General features: G+C 72.3%; 12 protein-coding genes. 6 read left to right on the top strand and 6 right to left on the bottom strand.

The window, feature by feature from the left end:
* Positions 1-82 precede the first annotated feature (82 nt).
* The 3 genes from WME98_RS19960 to WME98_RS19950 are packed head-to-tail and all read right to left on the bottom strand — an operon-like array spanning position 83 to position 4,720.
* Positions 83-1,153 carry a hypothetical protein gene (locus tag WME98_RS19960; protein ID WP_437952712.1) on the bottom strand — a complete coding sequence of 357 codons (1,071 nt, stop codon included), beginning with the start codon at positions 1,151-1,153 and terminating at the stop codon, positions 83-85.
* Positions 1,150-2,802 carry a M16 family metallopeptidase gene (locus tag WME98_RS19955; protein ID WP_437952711.1) on the bottom strand — a complete coding sequence of 551 codons (1,653 nt, stop codon included), beginning with the start codon at positions 2,800-2,802 and terminating at the stop codon, positions 1,150-1,152. The genes WME98_RS19960 and WME98_RS19955 overlap by 4 nt, the downstream gene beginning before the upstream one ends.
* A gap of 4 nt (positions 2,803-2,806) precedes the next feature.
* The gene (locus tag WME98_RS19950; RefSeq protein WP_437952710.1) at positions 2,807-4,720 is read right to left on the bottom strand and encodes a M16 family metallopeptidase; all 1,914 of its coding nucleotides are present in this window, start codon (positions 4,718-4,720) and stop codon (positions 2,807-2,809) included.
* A 175-nt stretch (positions 4,721-4,895) separates the two neighbouring features.
* On the opposite strand from WME98_RS19950, the gene WME98_RS19945 reads away from it, so the two are divergent.
* The 3 genes from WME98_RS19945 to WME98_RS19935 all read left to right on the top strand — a co-directional run bounded on the left by WME98_RS19945 (position 4,896) and on the right by WME98_RS19935 (position 7,080).
* Positions 4,896-5,096 carry a DUF350 domain-containing protein gene (locus tag WME98_RS19945; RefSeq protein WP_020741644.1) on the top strand — a complete coding sequence of 67 codons (201 nt, stop codon included), beginning with the start codon at positions 4,896-4,898 and terminating at the stop codon, positions 5,094-5,096.
* A 16-nt stretch (positions 5,097-5,112) separates the two neighbouring features.
* Positions 5,113-6,438 carry a hypothetical protein gene (locus WME98_RS19940; RefSeq protein ID WP_437952709.1) on the top strand — a complete coding sequence of 442 codons (1,326 nt, stop codon included), beginning with the start codon at positions 5,113-5,115 and terminating at the stop codon, positions 6,436-6,438.
* 231 nt (positions 6,439-6,669) lie between these two features.
* Positions 6,670-7,080 carry a response regulator gene (locus WME98_RS19935; protein ID WP_020741642.1) on the top strand — a complete coding sequence of 137 codons (411 nt, stop codon included), beginning with the start codon at positions 6,670-6,672 and terminating at the stop codon, positions 7,078-7,080.
* Positions 7,081-7,240: 160 nt separating this feature from the next.
* Here WME98_RS19935 and WME98_RS19930 read toward each other — a convergent pair whose 3' ends face one another.
* A complete protein-coding gene (locus WME98_RS19930; protein WP_437952708.1) occupies positions 7,241-7,516 on the bottom strand; it encodes a hypothetical protein in 276 nt (91 codons plus the stop codon).
* A 336-nt stretch (positions 7,517-7,852) separates the two neighbouring features.
* Here WME98_RS19930 and WME98_RS19925 point away from each other — a divergent pair, with 336 nt between their 5' ends.
* Positions 7,853-8,278, top strand: a complete 426-nt coding sequence (locus WME98_RS19925; RefSeq protein WP_437952707.1) for a hypothetical protein — start codon at positions 7,853-7,855, stop codon at positions 8,276-8,278.
* 114 nt (positions 8,279-8,392) lie between these two features.
* On the opposite strand, the gene WME98_RS19920 is transcribed toward WME98_RS19925, so the two are convergent.
* Positions 8,393-9,796 carry a hypothetical protein gene (locus WME98_RS19920; protein WP_437952706.1) on the bottom strand — a complete coding sequence of 468 codons (1,404 nt, stop codon included), beginning with the start codon at positions 9,794-9,796 and terminating at the stop codon, positions 8,393-8,395.
* Positions 9,797-9,799: 3 nt separating this feature from the next.
* Positions 9,800-12,586, bottom strand: coding sequence for a trypsin-like serine protease (locus WME98_RS19915; protein ID WP_437952705.1), 2,787 nt, complete (start codon positions 12,584-12,586; stop codon positions 9,800-9,802).
* Between the two features lie 1,031 nt (positions 12,587-13,617).
* On the opposite strand from WME98_RS19915, the gene WME98_RS19910 reads away from it, so the two are divergent.
* Together WME98_RS19910 and WME98_RS19905 are read left to right on the top strand one after the other, a co-directional pair.
* Entirely contained in the window at positions 13,618-14,610 is a 993-nt protein-coding gene (locus tag WME98_RS19910; RefSeq protein WP_437952704.1) for a glycosyl hydrolase family 18 protein, read from the top strand.
* A gap of 166 nt (positions 14,611-14,776) precedes the next feature.
* Positions 14,777-15,376 (top strand): DUF4360 domain-containing protein, encoded by a 600-nt coding sequence (locus tag WME98_RS19905; protein WP_437952703.1) that lies wholly within the window; start codon positions 14,777-14,779, stop codon positions 15,374-15,376.
* Positions 15,377-15,546 lie beyond the last annotated feature (170 nt).

The raw sequence follows: 15,546 nt of genomic DNA, 5'->3' as shown, positions 1-15,546 counted from the left end.
GGCGCTCTTTTTTTTTGTGCGCGTTGCGGCCTCGGTGCCGCCGCGCGCGGGTGCTGCGCCGGAGCGCCGCGTCCCGCGGCGGTCACGGCGAGACGCAGGGCACGGCCGGCGCGGCGTCCGGCGAGAGCAGCGGCGGCAACCACCGCCGCAGCACCAGGGGCACCATGGCGTCGTGCGGCATGGGCTCCGTCGGCTGGAGCTGCTCCAGCTCGCGGAGCACGCCGGGCGCGGCGGGGCGCGCCTCGACGCCGCGCTGGAAGGCGCGGCGGAAGTCGGCGATGGGGCGCTTCGCCCAGCTCATCGTCTGCCACGACACGACGACGTGCGTGGCCGGAGGCGACTGCGAAAGCGGGAGCGCGATGTCGACGTCCATGCACGTGTCGATCACGAGCGCCGCGTGCACGGGAATGGACGCGCGCACGGCGGTCGCGACGCCGCCCTCCCGGTTGCAGCCGCCGCCGGAGTGGCCCGCGACGATGACGCGCGTGCGGTCGATCGTGGCGACGCCGCGCAGCCGGGCGGCGGTGGCGTCGAGGAACGCGTCCAGGTCGAAGGCCGGCCAGCTCGTCCGCGCCACGGCCACGGCCGCCGGGAGCACGGCGCTCGGCGCCGCGACCAGGATCGGCGGGATCTGGCCCGCCTCCATGAGCTGCGCCGCGATCCGGCGGACGTCGCCCTCCTGGCCGCCCCCCATCCAGCGGTACTTGATCTGCGCCGCGTTGGTGCCGTGCAGGAACACGAGGATCGGCAGCGGCCGCGCGGGCTCGGCGGCCGCCAGGCGGTGCACGAACGCGCGGCCCAGCCAGCGCTGCTCCGGCGGCACCGCGCCCGCGGGAGCCCCGGCCTGCGCCGCGCCCTGCTCGACCGCGCCGCTCGCCGGCGGGCGCTCGTAGTCGTAGGTCGCGCCGTCGAGCGGCCCCGCACGCAGCCCGGGCGCCGCCTTCGCGGCGGCCACCGGCGCGGGCCTCGGCTGCGCGCCCGCGCGCACCGGGGCGGCCGCGGCCGCGAGCCCGGCCGCGAGCGCGAGCGCCGCCCGCAGCGCGACGCCGCGCGCCGCCCGCAGCGCGCATCCGCCAGCCGCCCCCGGCGCGCGCGGGACGGCGAGCGCCGCCCGCGGCGCGCGCGCCCGCCCGAGGCGCCCGGCGGCCGTCACGGCTGCTCCTGCGCCGGCGCGTCGCGGCCCGCGTCGGGCGCCGGCCCCTGCCCTGCCGCGGGCGAGGCGCTCGCGTCCCGCGGGATCGTGCGCTTCCGCTCGAAGGCGCGCGTCGGGTCGACCACCTTCACGTCGCCGAAGCGGCTCAGCATCGGGCCGATCACCTGCGCGTCGCCCACCGCGACGACCACGGCGCGCGCCGGCCGCACGTGGTCGGCCGCGACCTTGCCGGCGAGGGCCGGCGTGATGTCCCGGAGCTCCTTGCGGTAGCCGTCGTGGTGGTCGTCCGGCAGATCGAGCACCGAGAGCCGCGCGATCTCGTCCGCGAGCCCCGCGGCCGTCTCGACGCCGAGCCCGAGGCCGCCCGCGAGCCGCCGCGCCGCCGCGTCGACCTCCTCCTGCGACGGCGCCGTGGTCGCGAGCCGCTCGATGTGCTCGAGCATCGCCTGCGCGGCGGCGCCCGTGCGCGCCGCCGGGACGCTCACGTGGGCCAGGAGCGGGACCGGGCCGTGCGCGAGGTCGAGCGTCGCCGCGGACGCCGCGCGCGCCGCGCCGCGCGGCTCGAGGAGGTCCTGCGAGAAGCGCCCCGAGGGGCCGCCGAGCACCTCGCTCGCGACCGCGAGCGCAGGAAAGTCCTGGGCGCCGCGCTCGGGGCCGAGGACGCCGAGGAAGAGCTCGGTCTCCGCGCTCTTCGGGCGATCGACGACCGTGAGCTTGAGCGACCCCCGGGGCATGGGATCGGTGAACGAGAGCGCCGGCGGCTCGTCGGCCCTCCGGTCGGCGAACGCCTTCTCGACCGCGGCGCGCGCGGCCTCGGGCGTCGTGTCGCCCGCCACCACGACCACGGTGTTCTTCGGGACGTACCACGCCGTGTGGAACGCGCGGCAGTCGGCGGCGGTGATCTTCGCGAGCTCCGCCGTGGTCGCGCCGAACGAGGCGTACGGGTGCAGCTCGGTCGGGAGCGCGTAAAGGTCGCGGAAGAGGACCATCATCGCGCCCCAGCGGCCGTCCGCGAGCGCGCGGTCCCGCGCCGCCTCGGCCGCGCGGGCCTTCAGCTTGGCGAGCTCCGCGGCGTCGAGGCGCGGCCGCTGCACGATGAGCCCGAGCAGCTCGATCGCCTCGGCGAGGCGATCACTGGTCGTGCGCAGGCGGATCACCGTGGCGTCGAGGCCGGTGTCCACCGACACGGAGGCGCCGAGCGACTCGAGCCGCGCGAGCAGCTCGCGGCCGGGGAGGTGGCCGGCGCCGCCGCGCAGCAGGAGCTGGCCGGTGAGCGCGGCGAGCCCCGTGCGCTCGCCGTCGGCCGCGGACCCGCCGTGGACGACGACCCGGACCTCCACGAGCGGCAGCGCGCGGTTCACCGCGGTGGCGACGCTCAGGCCGCTCGGGAGCTCGGCCCACGCGATCGGGGGCATGCGCGCGGGCCGCGCGGGGCCGGACGGCGGTGGCTGCTCCCGGCGCGCGGCCTCGGGGGGCGGCGCCTCCGCCGCGCCCTTGGCCGGCGCGGCCGCGTGCGCGGGCGGGCGCGGGGCGCGCGCGGCCGGAGCGCAGCCGCACGCCACCGCCGCGGCGAGCGCCGCGGCCCAGGAGAGATAGGGGCGCGCTGTCCGTCGGGCGCGCCGTCCGCGTCGGTGGATTCCCTCACTCATGCCATCACTTCTTCCTGGGCTTCGCCGTCTTCGCCGGCTTCTTCTTCGCCGCGGGCCGGGCCGCCGCGCCGCGCGCCTTCGCCGGGCCCTTGGCCGGCGTCGCCTTGTCCTGGCCCTTGCCCGGCGCGGCCGCGGCCCGCGGCGCGCCGGCCGACGCGCGCGGCGGCGGGGCGGCTCCCGGGATCCCGGGCGGGTAGGTCTCCACGATGGTCCGGCGCGTCGGGCCGAGGTGATCGCGCGCGGCGCGCTGCATGTCCTCCCGGGTCACCGCGAAGTAGCGGGCGAGCTCCCCGTTCAGGCGGCTCGCGTCCCCGAAGAGGAGCTCGTGCTCGGCGAGCGCCCGCGCCCGCGCGCTCGCGCCCGCGAGGCCCGACACGAACGCCGACTGGAGCTGCCGGCGCGCCCGCGAGAGCTCGGCCGCCGGCGGCCCCGCCGTCGCGAGCGTCCGGATCTCGCCCTCGATGAGCTTCTCGACGTCGCCGACGCGGGCGCCCTCGGCGAGCCGCACGTCGATGGAGAAGAGGTCGGGCCCGCGGTGGCGGTCGATCGCGACCCGCACCGACTGCGCGACCGCCTTGTCGCCGACGAGGAGCGCCTCGAGGCGCGAGCTCTCGCCGCCGCCGAGCACGAAGGCCGCGAGCGAGAGCGCGTGATGATCCGGGTGCCCGAGCGGCGGCACGGCCCACCCGTAGAGGATGGCCGGGGCGCGGGCGGCGGCGTCCCTCACGACGCCGGTGCGCTGGCTCGTCTGCTCGGGGAACGGGACGTCCTTGAAGGGCGCGGCGGAGACGGCGGGGATGCCGTCGAAGTACCGGCGCACGAGCTCCATCGCCTCGCCGGGGTCGAAGCCGCCGGCGATCGCGAGCACCGCGCGGTTCGGGCCGTAGTGGGCGGCGTGGAAGTCGCGGGCCCAGGAGAGCTCGGCGCCGGCGAGGTCGTCCGCGTCGCCGAGCGCGGGGTGCTCGTGGGGCCAGTACCCCTGGAAGACGAGCTCGCGCAGCCGGATGCCGCCCTGGCCGTAGGCGGCGCCGAGGATCGCGCCGCGGCGCTCCTGCGCGTCCCTGCGCTGCGCCTCGAAGGCCTGCGCGCTCAGATCGAGCGACCTCATGCGATCGGCCTCGAGCCACAGGGCCAGCGCGAGCTCGTTCGCGGGCAGGGTCTCCGCGTAGGTGGTGCGGTCGACCTCCGTCTCGGCGTGGAGCTCGCCGCCGCGCTCGGCCACGAGGCGCAGGTGCTCGCCGGCGGCCACGTTGCGGCTGCCGCGGGCCATCAATCCCATCACGAGGCGCGCGACGCCGCTCCTGCCGTTCGGCTCGTCGCGCGAGCCGGCGTCGTAGGTGACGGCCACCGCGACCGTGGGCGAGCTCTTGTCGGGGCTCATCACGACGCGCAGGCCGTTCTGGAGCGTGGCGCGCTCGACGGGGATCGCGAGCTCGATCGGCGCGTCCGAAGGCGGCGCCGCGGCGCCCTTCGGCGAGGCCGCGGCGGCGCGCGGCGGTCGCGCGGGCGCGGGCTTGCTGGCGGGCGGTGTTGCGGCGATGGGCGCGGGTTTGCTGGCGGGCTTCGCCGCGGCGGGCAGCGCTGCGGCGGCGGGCGCGGGCTTGTCGGCGGGCTTCGCCGCGGCCGGCGCGGGCTTGTCGGCGGGCGGCGCCGCGGCCGGCGCGGGCTTGTCGGCGGGCTTCGCCGCGGCCGGCGCGGGCTTGTCGGCAGGCTTCGCCGCGGCCGGCGCGGGCTTGTCGGCGGGCTTCGCCGCAGCCGGCGCGGGCTTGTCGGCGGGCTTCGCCGCGGCGGGCGCGGGCTTGTCGGCGGGCGGCGCCGCGGCGGCGGGACACGGCGCGCCTGCGCTCAGCAGGCCGAGCGCCGCGAGCCCGGCCGTGAGGGCGCCGCGGAGCAGGGTTCGGCTCGCGGTCGTGGACACCGCAGGGCGATAGCACGTCGCCGGCCGGGCGCGCCCGCCGCGCGACGCGGCGACCGCGCTTCACGCTGCCGGCGGTCTCGCGTAGGCTCACACCGCAGCTTCCGAGGTCGCGAGCGCGCGCCGCGCGCCGCCCCGCGCTCAGAGAGAACCGCCGATGCCCGACGCTCAAAACCTGATGAAAGCCGTAGTCGGAACGCTGATCTTCGTCGCCCTGGGGCTGCTCGTCTTCCTGCTGGCGTTCGTGCTGATCACGAAGCTGACCCCGTTCTCCATCCGCAAGGAGATCGAGGAGGACCAGAACACGGCGCTCGCGATCGTGATCGGCTCGGTGATCCTGGGCCTCGCCTGGATCATCTCCGCGGCCATCCACGGCTGACGCGCGGGTCTCGGCGTTGGCCACGGCCGGGCCCGACCTCCTCGGCGCGCTGCCGGCCGCGCCCGCCCCCGCGGCCCGCGGCGGCTTCCTGTGGGGCCGCGGCGTCGACCTCGCGGTCTTCGGCGGCTCCGCGGCGGTCGCGCTCGCCCTCGCAGCGCTCTCCTCGGGCGGCGCGCTCCCCGCGTGGGGCTTCCTGCTGTTCGTGGTCGGCGTCGACGTGGCCCACGTGCACACGACGCTCTTCCGCACCTACCTCGATCCCGAGGAGCTCCGCCGCCACCCCGCGCTCTACGCCGCCGTGCCGCTCGCCTGCTACGCCGCCGGCGTCGCGCTGCACCTCGCCTCCGAGCTCTCGTTCTGGCGCGCGCTCGCCTACGCCGCGGTGATCCACTTCGTGCGCCAGCAGATCGGGTGGGCCGCGATCTACCGCGCGCTCGCGGGCGAGCGCTCGCGCGTCGATCGCCTCCTCGACGACGCCCTCATCTATGCGGCGACGGGGTGGCCGCTCCTCTACTGGCACGCGCACCCGCCGCGCGCGTTCGCGTGGTTCGTGGACGGCGACTTCGTGAGCTCGCCGCGGCTCGCGGCCGCGGTGGGCCCGCTCGGCGCCGTGTACGCGGCGCTCGCCGTCGCGTACGTCGCCCGCGCGATCCACCGGGCCTGCATCGCCCGCGCGCCGCTGAACCTCGGCAAGCACGTGGTCGTGGGCACGACGGCGGCGACCTGGTACGTCGGCATCGTCGCGACCGACAGCGACTTCCAGTTCACGGTCACGAACGTGATCGTCCACGGGGTGCCGTACATGGCGCTCGTGTTCGCGTACGCGCGGGAGCGGGCCCGCGAGGCGCCGCGCTCGCTGCTCGCGCGGGTCCTCGCCGGCGGGATCCTCGCCTTCCTCGGGCTCGCGCTGGCGCTCGCGTTCGTCGAGGAGATGCTCTGGGATCGGCTGGTCTGGCACGACCGGCCGGAGCTCTTCGGCGGCGCCGTGGACGAGCCGCTCCTCGGCCCGCGCGCGCGGGCGCTGCTCGTGCCGCTGCTCGCGCTCCCGCAGGCGACCCATTACATGCTCGACGCGGTGATATGGCGCCGTCGCCACACGCGCCCCGCCCAGGCGCGCGCGCTCGGGTTCCGGTCCGGCTCGGCGGAGGGCGAGCGCGGCGGGGGCGAGCGCGGCGGGGGCAGCGAGGGCAGCGGGCGCGGCGGCGCCGGCGAAAGCGGCGGCGCTGGCGGCGGCAGCGGGCGCGGCGCCGCCGGCGAAAGCGGCGGCGCTGGCGGGCGCGGCGGCGCCGGCGAAAGCGGCGCGGCGGGCGCCGTGTCGCTCTCGGCGAGCCGAGAAGCTTGACCCGCGGCGCAACTCCCGTAACCCTCGGCGCTTCGCATGGCTTCGCTCGCGGCGCCCGCGCTCCCGCCACGCCCCTTGCCCTCCGATGGGGCGTGGAGCCGGAGCCGCCTCGCGCAGCCCGGGACCATGGATCCGAAGAAGATCCGAAGATGCTGAGACCATGCAATGCGTGCGCGGCCTGCGCCTGCTATCGCTTCGACATGCTCGCGCAGCCTGGGAGAGGTGACAGAAATGAGTGAACCACGGCCAACCGACGGGCCCGGCGCGCCGCGCCTGACGCCGATTCCCCCGAATCCGCGCGCCCCCGTCCTCCTGGTCGACGACGACGCCGAGCTCCGCGAGATGCTCCGCGAGATGCTCGAAGCCTCGGGCTACGATGTCTACTGCGCCAGCAACGGCAGGGAGGCGCTCGATCTGCTGCACGAGGCAGATCCGCCGCCCGGGCTCATCCTGCTCGATTTGATGATGCCGGTGATGACCGGCGAGGAGATGCTCGCCGCGTTGAAGCAGGTGCACGCGCTCGCGGCCATTCCGGTGACCATCGTCTCCGGCCACGACGGCCCGCCCGAGGGCACGGCCTACCTGAAGAAGCCTGTCGACTTCGGGGCGCTGCTCGCCATCGTCCAGAAGACCTGCGGCTAGCCCGCGCGGCAGCCGAACGCACCCAGCAGTCGAGCGCACCCAGCAGCCGAGCACACCCAGCAGCCGAGCGCGCGCGGCGGTCACGCTCCCGCGCAGCGCCCAGTTCGCGCGGCGTCGTGGTCCGTGCAGCAGCCGAGCGCGGCGCCACGCCCGCGCGCCCTCAGACGGCCCGTGAAGCGTCGCCGCGCAGGAGGGGCGCGACGCAGACCCGGTCGCCGAGCAGCGCGGCGTCGGCGCCGTCCTGCTCGCCGCGCAGCGCGGGCGGCGCCGGCGACCGCGGGCTCATCGCCGCGAAGGCCAGGAGGCCCACCACGGTCAGCAGCAGCGCGAGCGCGAACGCCGCCGCGAGGAACAAGATGCCGAGCGACGCGCGGTCCGTTCCGCCTTCGCCCGCGCCCTGCTCCGGGTCCTCGTCGCGTCGCTCCGGCTCATCCACGCTTCAGCCTCCAGTCCGTGGTTGTGCTTACCGCCTCGCGCCGGATGGCGCAACGGACGCAGCGAGCCCTGGTTGCTCTCACGCGTTCGCCCGGGGCAGCAGCGTCCCGGCGGACCTGATGGTCAGGACATTGTCTGTCCGGTGGACCTATCGCCGTCCGCCTCCGGCGGCGATAGGTTCGCCTCCTCGGAGGGCGTGCGAATGGCAGAGAGCCGCACCAGCGACGCTGTGGAGAAGAGCGGGCAGGCGAGCTCAGATCGCCTGTGGATCCTCGTCAACACAAGTCATCGTGAGTCAGCTCCAGAACGCGTGAGCGGCCGACATCCGCGCGAAACCGTGGTGGTACGCGACGGCGACACTCTCCTCGTCAGCGTCGATGTCGGCAGGGGCTCGTCGCTCGCGGTGCCGTTCGACAAGGCAGAGCTCGCCTGTCCGGAGGCGACGCTCATCGTGCGGCTTGCGGCGAGCTCCACGCCGTGCGCCCGATGCGTCGACGAGCGCCTCGCCAGGGCGGCAGAGGAGCTCGGCGGGCTCGACGCGGAGAGCGTCTTCCGCGCGGTCCGCGCCGCGATCGCCGGCTGCGCCGAGCGCACGCACGGCGAGCGGCGCGGAGGCCAAGCCGACGCCGGCGGGGCTCCGCCCGAGAGCTCGGTGACGCGGTCGTGCGGCGCGCTCCGCCTGGCGCCGGCCAACGCGCCTCACGTGCCCGCGGGGGTGGCGCTCCCGGGCGACGGCGATATCGATGTCATCCTGATCATCTGAGGCCGGTCTGCTGAGCTCGTCACGACGGTGCGCTCAGCAGCGCCGCAGCAGTGAGCCCGCCACGGGCAGGCGGACCCCGCCATGCAGCGTGCCGCTGGGTGTGCGGGTCGGACATCACGGGGCGGGATCGCCGGGGCCGAGCTCCGAGATCGCCTGGCGCACGATGCCGCCCGGGACCCAGACCCAGACCTCGCGGGAGTCCACGTGAGCGATGTCCTGGATGTCGAAGAGCTCGGGGGGCGTCTTGAACGACCAGTGATGGGCGTCGGACAGGCGGTAGACGTGGATCACCTTCTCGCCGATCGCGTAGACGGCATAGAAGCCTTCCCCGGCGGCCGAGAGGGGGTATCCGATGATGGGGCCCGCCCGGCGCTTCTTCGGCGCGAGATCCGCCTTCGTCGCCGCGAAGGGGCTGGTCCAGAGGCTGGACGCCCCGTAGAGCCCGTCGTCGGAGTAGGGCTCCGCTTCCAGCCACACGAGCGTCTGCCCGTCGCTCTTGATGTCGGCGACGACCCGAGGCGGCTCCGCCCGGAGCAGCGGTTCGATGGTGTGGGTCCGGCGGTTCCAGATCCACCCCTCGGACGTACCGACCTCGAAGACCGCCAGGCCGAGCGCATGATCGCCGACTGGATACATCTGGCCGAACGATGGCGCGTCGTTGCCTGACTGGCGGCCGAACCTCTTGGCCTGGTTGCTGATCCTGTCGTAGATGTTGATCGTGCCGGGCCCGGGCCCCGAGAGCGCGAAGGTGTCGTCGCTCGTGTGGAGGCCCTGGCTCAGCGCGTCGACCGGGATGGGTTGGCTCGCGGTGGCGAGCGCGTCGTAGCCGGAGACGAGGTAGGCCGCGGCGGGCGCCCCGACGCTCACCCTCATCGCGCCGAGCCAGACCCGCTCATGACCGACGCTGGGCACCGTCGGTATGCAGTACTCCGGTTGCGGGTCGGCCTCGGGCACGGTCGGCTCGAGGTCTCTGAAGCGCCATGCGGCGAGCGGTCTCCCGTCGGCGTCGTAGACGCCGGTCCGTCGCTCACCCCGGTACTCGAAGTACAGCCCGACGCGGTAGCCGTCGCCCCATCGAACGACGCTTGGCAAGGCGGTTCGTGGATACTTGCCAGCGTCCCAGTCGACGACGAGCGACGTGCAGCCCGGAGCGTTCCCCGGGCACTGCTCCCAGCGCAGGTGCGGCAGCGCCTTGCTGGGCTCGTCGGCGACGTCGATCTGGCACCGGTCGAGCCAACGCGTGGCCCTCCAGGTGCTGTCCCCTGGATGTTCAGACGCATCAGGGGGAGCGCCCGGGCCAGCGTCACCCGGGACGCTGGCGCCGGTCGCCGCCTCGCCTGCAGTCCCGGACGCGTGCGTGCTGCCCTGGCTCGCGTCACCGGCCGCCGTATGTCCGCCGGTGCCGTCGAGGCTCGGAGGCTCCGGCGCGCCGCGAGAGCAGCTCGCCGAGAGGGCCGAGAGGGAGAAGAAGAGCGGCACGGCGCGCGCCGCGAGACTCGCAAGGAGGTCGGATTGCATGGCTCAGAAGACCGTGGGCATCTTGGTGCTCGAGGGCGTGACGAAGTCGGTCATCAGCGACACCTCGGTCGTAGAGATGCTGCTGTCCGGATGCAAGCGGGACACGGCCATCGTGTCCACACCCACGATCGGGGCGCCTTTGAGATAGATCGCCATCTCCTTGAGGCCGGCGAATCCGAGCTCGCCCGCGTTGACGGTGAACCGAGCGAACGCCGCCCGCGATGCCGTATTCCACGGGGAGGTGATGGGGGAGGTCGCGGCCAGGATCAGATCGCCCGCCTCGCCCGGGGCCAGCCAGTACTTCTGAAAGTCGTTCCACCACACAGGGAACTGTGCCAGCGTCTCGACCTCCTTTTGCGGCTGCCACCGCCTCAGCCTGAGGACGCCGCCGACCTTGTCGAGCAGGTAAACGGAGCGGTCTTCCAGGCGGTAGGTCGCGCTGATCACGGCGCCAGGCAGGGTGCTCCCTGGGATCGGGATCTCGGTCCAGAGCTCCGAGTCGATGTCGAGCATCCACGCCGAAGGGTTGGGCTGCGACGCCGGCTGGCCGTCGACGGTCCCGCCGATGACGAGGAGCCGGCGGGTGGTCGCCGAGAGCACGCGCGCCTCGTTGCCGTGCAGCACAGGCGCGTTCAACGGGATGGAGCTGCCCTGGCCAGCGGCATACGAGACGAGCGGCGGTCCGTCGAACTTGGCGCTGAAGACCTGACCTACGAGCTCGCTTTCATCGGCGCCGTCGAGCGCGACGGCTCTCAGGAGCGTCTCGCCGGGGATCTGGTCGCGGAGGAGCCGCCGGAACGGCTCGGCGACGGTAACAAGGTTGACGTCCCCGCTGGCGGCGTCGGCGTAGAGGCTCGTCGCGTCGGCGTTGAGGCCGGACACGAGCGCCAACCCCGTGGGCGTAGCGCGGTAGATCCGGGGCAGGTTGATCACGGGGTCATGGGACTGATACAGGTCGGTGAAGCCCAAGGGGCACTCGGGGCAGAAATACTTGTCTTTCAGGTTGATGGCGTCGGGCGGGATGATCGGCCTGCTCGTGGCGACGAGCGAAGCGTTGCCGGAGAAATAGTAGTTGCCGAACTGGATGGCCTGGGTCTGGTTGTACCCGGCCACCGGGGAAAAGCTGGTCAGGTGACTGAAGAGCACCCCCTGGACGCGGCGGCTATAGGTGGTCGTCTCCACGTGGTTGGCCCCGAGATCGAGGAAGTCCCAATCGACGGTCCGCTTGATGTGCTCCGGATTGCTGTCGAACGGCAGAGTGTACGAGATGCCGAGGCTCTTTCCGTTCGCCCACCCGTTGTCGCCGGTGTTCGATCCGCTCGCCTTGGTGGAGAGGTTGAGCCACTTTGGGTGCGTGGTGAACTCTGCGGACTCTCGTCTGCAGTCGGTCAGCGGGTCATGATCGCAGGCGAGCCGCCCCGCCAGCGTGTCGGTGTCGTGGTCGCGGCAGTCGCACCACTTCAGTTTGAATGTCCCGTTCGTGTTATTGGCGCCGACGTTGCCGATGACCGGCTTCAAGTTGATCCGGTTGCGCAACTCCCAGCGGCAGGGCTCCCACACGGGGCACTCGGTCTGGCCGTGCGGCACAGGAGGGATCTCGGCCGCGGGCAGCGAGCCGCCCTGGGTCAGGTCCGCCTTGGTGCAAGGTACGGGGTCGCAAGCGTTCGGGCGGAACGTGTCCCTGTACAGCTGAAGATCGGCCGCGAGGGTAGGCGAGTCGGCGCGGATGATGGGCGGCTCGGTCGCGTCGGGATAAGAGGCGGCGAGCTCCGCCTCGAAATTGCAGTTCGTCGCCGGCCCTACCCACTGATTGGTCACCTGGGTGGGGCACATGTCGCACGCGTTGCCGAGGCCGTCGCCATCCGCGTCATCGGTGGGATCGGTGGCCTGCTCCGGGTTGGCGATCGTCGGGCAGTTGTCGCACACGTCGATGATGCCGTCGACGTCCGTGTCGGTCTCGTTGCAAAAGCCGAACCTGTCGCACTCGTCGACGAACCTCTGGCACTCACCGTCGAAGTTGCCCTTCGCGTCGATGATGCGGTTTCCGGCGGGGGTCACCGCGCCGAGCATGAAGCTCCGCGCCTCGCCGCTGTCGAGCGCGGCGAAGACGTTCTCCAGGAAGTAGGTGCCCGGCAGGGCCCCTCCGAACGTCTTGCCGCTGACCGCGCCGCAGAGCCTGCCCTCGTCATCCAGGAGAGGTCCGCCGGAGTCGCCGCCGTAGCTCCCCTCGTACTCGTCGCACACCCAAGGCCAGTTCACCAGCGTCCAGATCGAGGTGTCGTAGAAGATGTCGCCGTAGTCCTCGTGCGAGCGGTCGTACTCGAGCGTACTGCTGCTGTACCTCCGCAAGGAGGGGATATCGCTGCAGACGAGGATGTCGTCCGTGTCGCCCCCGAACCCCACGATGGTACCGTCGAAGACCGAGCCGCACGCGTCCTCGTCCGGCAGGTGCAGAGGCCGGGCCAGCGTGCGCGGGACCCGGGTGTCCAGGCGAAACACGGCGATGTCGCGCGACCGCTCGTCGTCGTCCCATGTGCTGTTCGGCACGGTGGAGCCGACGAAGACCGGGCCCGACACGGCCGTCGTGTGCATGAAGGTGGTGGCGGGCGAGGCCGCGTCGGGATCCGTGGTTAGGGAGACGCTGAAGTTCTGGTTCTTGAGGGTCCCGTCGTCGTTCAGGAAGCAGTGCTTCGCTGAAACGACCCAGAACGGTGTGATCAGCGTCCCGCTGCAGTAGCCGCTTGCAAAGTTCAGCCTCACCACGTGAGGGTACTGGTTCCCGGTGTCCACGATGCCGTTTCCGACGGCATATGCTGGGGTGTTGAAGCAGGTGCCGAGCACCGCGAGCGTGCCGGCGACTGATAGCTTTTTTAATGTCGCTCTCACTGACTTCGATATTCCCTTCGCGGCAGCGGGGCGCTCCTCCTGCTCTGGTTCCAGAGACCCTGCTTCGCAGGGAGAGCCCTGCGCGATGCGCCGAACCGCCATGGTGGGCGCAGGCGGCCCTTCGCCGGTGATCGTCTCGACGACGCCGGACGGCGACGGGCTGAGCTCTCGGTGGGAGCGCTGACGAGTCCGCTTCCTGAACCGTCCGTCGTCAGCAACAGCCGTGCCGGCCGTGGCTCCCCGGCGGCTTCAGCGGACCTGGCGAACCCGCTCCGGGGGCCGCGTGCCGCGGATGCCGGGAATATCGGCCAATGACGACGCTTTCCATTCCGCGCGCGGGGCCAGGGCTCTGTCGGCGCCTCGGGGGTGACCGCGGCGCTCCTCGCGCCACGACCGTGACATGTCACGCTTCGGCCGTGACATGTCACGGTCGCGGCGTGACATGTCACGCCGCGACCGTGACCTGTCGCCGGGCGCGCGACGCCACCGCTCGAGCTCGGAGGTGCGGCGCCAGCGCGGTGAACCTGGTTTCGTCCAGGCGGACCCGCCATGGGGCTTGCATCGGTTCCGTGGTCCCGCGATCACGGATGATTTCGGCGCGACAGGAAATGCCGCGCCTCGGTACATGGTTAACCCGTTCGTAACCGCATCATCACGCGGCGTACGAGCGAACGGGCCGAACAAGCCCTGATCAAATAGTCTGAAGGGCTGGTCCCCGTCGCGCCATCAAGTCCATGAGCTGCCCGGATCCGGGAGGCGAGCTGTCCTGTGTGCTCTGGGCCGATGTGCGAAAGGGTTCTGCCATGCTGCATAATTCTATCTTCACTGCTGCCAGGATGTCTTTTCTCCTTGTCGCCATCGCCGCGGGCGGGATCGGATGCCTCGATTCCGGGTCGTCGCAGGGCGAGGCCGATGTAGGGCACAACGAATCTGCCGTGTGCGCTGACTATCCGGAATGGCACGAAGGTCAATGGTACGAGGAGGGTGCCATCGTGATCTACGAGGGGTCGGCCTACATCGCCGAGCACGACAATCCCGGCTATATCCCGACGGTCAGCACGTACTTCTGGGAGCCTTACTCCGCCTGCGCCGACACCCCCGAGCCCGGCGCGGTCGGCGCGCTCCCCGCGAAGGTCGTCGCCGGCTACTACCCCAACTGGACGCCGTCGCCCGTCCGCATCCGCGACATCAACAGCAATTACAACCTCATCTACCTCTTCGCCGCGCATCCCGTGGGAGGGCCGCCCGGCACCACCGGCGCCGTCACCTGGACGCCGCCGGGCGACGACAGGGGAGCGGCGACGCACCTCAAGGAGGACATCCAGTACGCCCGGACGACCCAGGATCGCAGGATCATCCTCTCCATCGGCGGCGCCGGCCAGGGCATGAGCTTCCCGGACCGCGGCAAGTCGCAGACGTTCGTCGACAGCGTGGTCGGCATCTACAACGACCTGGGTGGGTTCGACGGGATCGACTGGAACACCTTCGAGGCCAACCAGAACCCCGACACCGAGGAGATGATCTGGATCAGCCTGGAGCTGAAGCGGCGCTTCCCCGGCTTCATCATCACCGCGCCTCCGGCGCCCTGGAACCAGCGCGACAAGGATTTTTGCAAGGCGATGGTGGACGCCGGCGCCATGGACTACGCCGCCCCGCAGTACTACGACGGCCCCGACCTGGACCAGCAGTCCTACATCGTGAACAACGTGGACCAGTGGGTCCAGCTGCTCGGTCCCACGCACGTCGTCGTGGGCTTCGGGATCTGGGACGCGCAGCACTACATGTCGATCGACGAGGCGATCCCCACGTGGAACGAGGTCGAGGGCAATCACCCGACGCTCCGCGGGGCGTTCGACTGGCAGATCCACACCGACGAGAGCCAGGGGTGGCCGTTCGCCGACCGCATCGGGCCTCTGGTCACGGACTGAAGCGACGCCGCGCGGCCCCACGGGGGGAACGCACCGTCGCCGCCGCGACCCGGATGGCGCGCGGTTTGCGATGGGCCGAACTTTCCGGTCACCATGAGAGGACGTTATGAGGCGATTCCAACTTACCAGCGAGCTTTTGAACCGTCATGTTCGGTCGTGCCTTGCGATGCTGATTTGTTCCTCCCTGTGCGTCGCGTGCGCCGACGCCTCCGACGAAGGCGAGCTGGTGGAAGGCCAGCCGGCCGCCCTCGACGGCGGCGACGTGCCTGACCCGAGCCAGGTCTCGATCACGGCAGCTGCCTCCGGCTGCGGAACCATGGATACGCAGGTCGGGGCCCTCAACACGGAATACGCGCTCACGTTCGATGACGCTCGCGGGGGCCGCGACGACTTTGGCACGTACGACGTCGCTTGCGACGTCGAGGTCACCTACACGTTTCCAGCGGGCTACACGTTCGATGCGCCGTCCCTGGATGTGTTTGGTGACGTATATACCGAAGACGCAGCTGTCGTCACGGTTCAAGCAAGCCAATCACTGGCCGGCACGGCCAGCGTCTCCAAGACGTTTGAGAACATCGACACGGACGTCGAAGGCGTGTTCGAGCTGCTCTCCATCCCTGCCGGGGAACAAGCGGGCAGCGCCCCGTGCGGCGCCACCTCGGCTACGGTCAACGTGCAGCTCCGTGCCACGATCGGTGGCACGGGAAGAGCAGCCGTCAAGTTCAACTATATCGATGGACTGATCCCCTGGCGCCGCTGTCAATGAACCGACGCAGGGCCTGCTGCGTGTGCCGGGTGGAGGCCGAGGTCCGGTACCACGCTCCGGGGGCGCGTAGAGCTCGGGGTGCCTGGCGCGTAGCACCTGGACGAGGGGTCGGCTGAGCGTCTCCGGCGAGCCGCCGACCTCCGTCGTGTCGCATGGGACAGGGCGGCGCG

Source organism: Sorangium sp. So ce296 (assembly GCF_051529605.1).
GTDB lineage: Bacteria > Myxococcota_A > Polyangia > Polyangiales > Polyangiaceae > Sorangium > Sorangium cellulosum_D.
This window is presented reverse-complemented; position numbering and strand designations above follow the sequence as displayed.

Coding starts and splice junctions, on each gene's coding strand:
- WME98_RS19955 (WP_437952711.1), bottom strand. CDS start 2,802: ATGAGTGAGGGAATCCACCGACGCGGACGGCGCGCCCGACGGACAGCG.
- WME98_RS19935 (WP_020741642.1), top strand. CDS start 6,670: ATGAGTGAACCACGGCCAACCGACGGGCCCGGCGCGCCGCGCCTGACG.
- WME98_RS19905 (WP_437952703.1), top strand. CDS start 14,777: ATGCTGATTTGTTCCTCCCTGTGCGTCGCGTGCGCCGACGCCTCCGAC.
- WME98_RS19945 (WP_020741644.1), top strand. CDS start 4,896: ATGAAAGCCGTAGTCGGAACGCTGATCTTCGTCGCCCTGGGGCTGCTC.
- WME98_RS19920 (WP_437952706.1), bottom strand. CDS start 9,796: ATGCAATCCGACCTCCTTGCGAGTCTCGCGGCGCGCGCCGTGCCGCTC.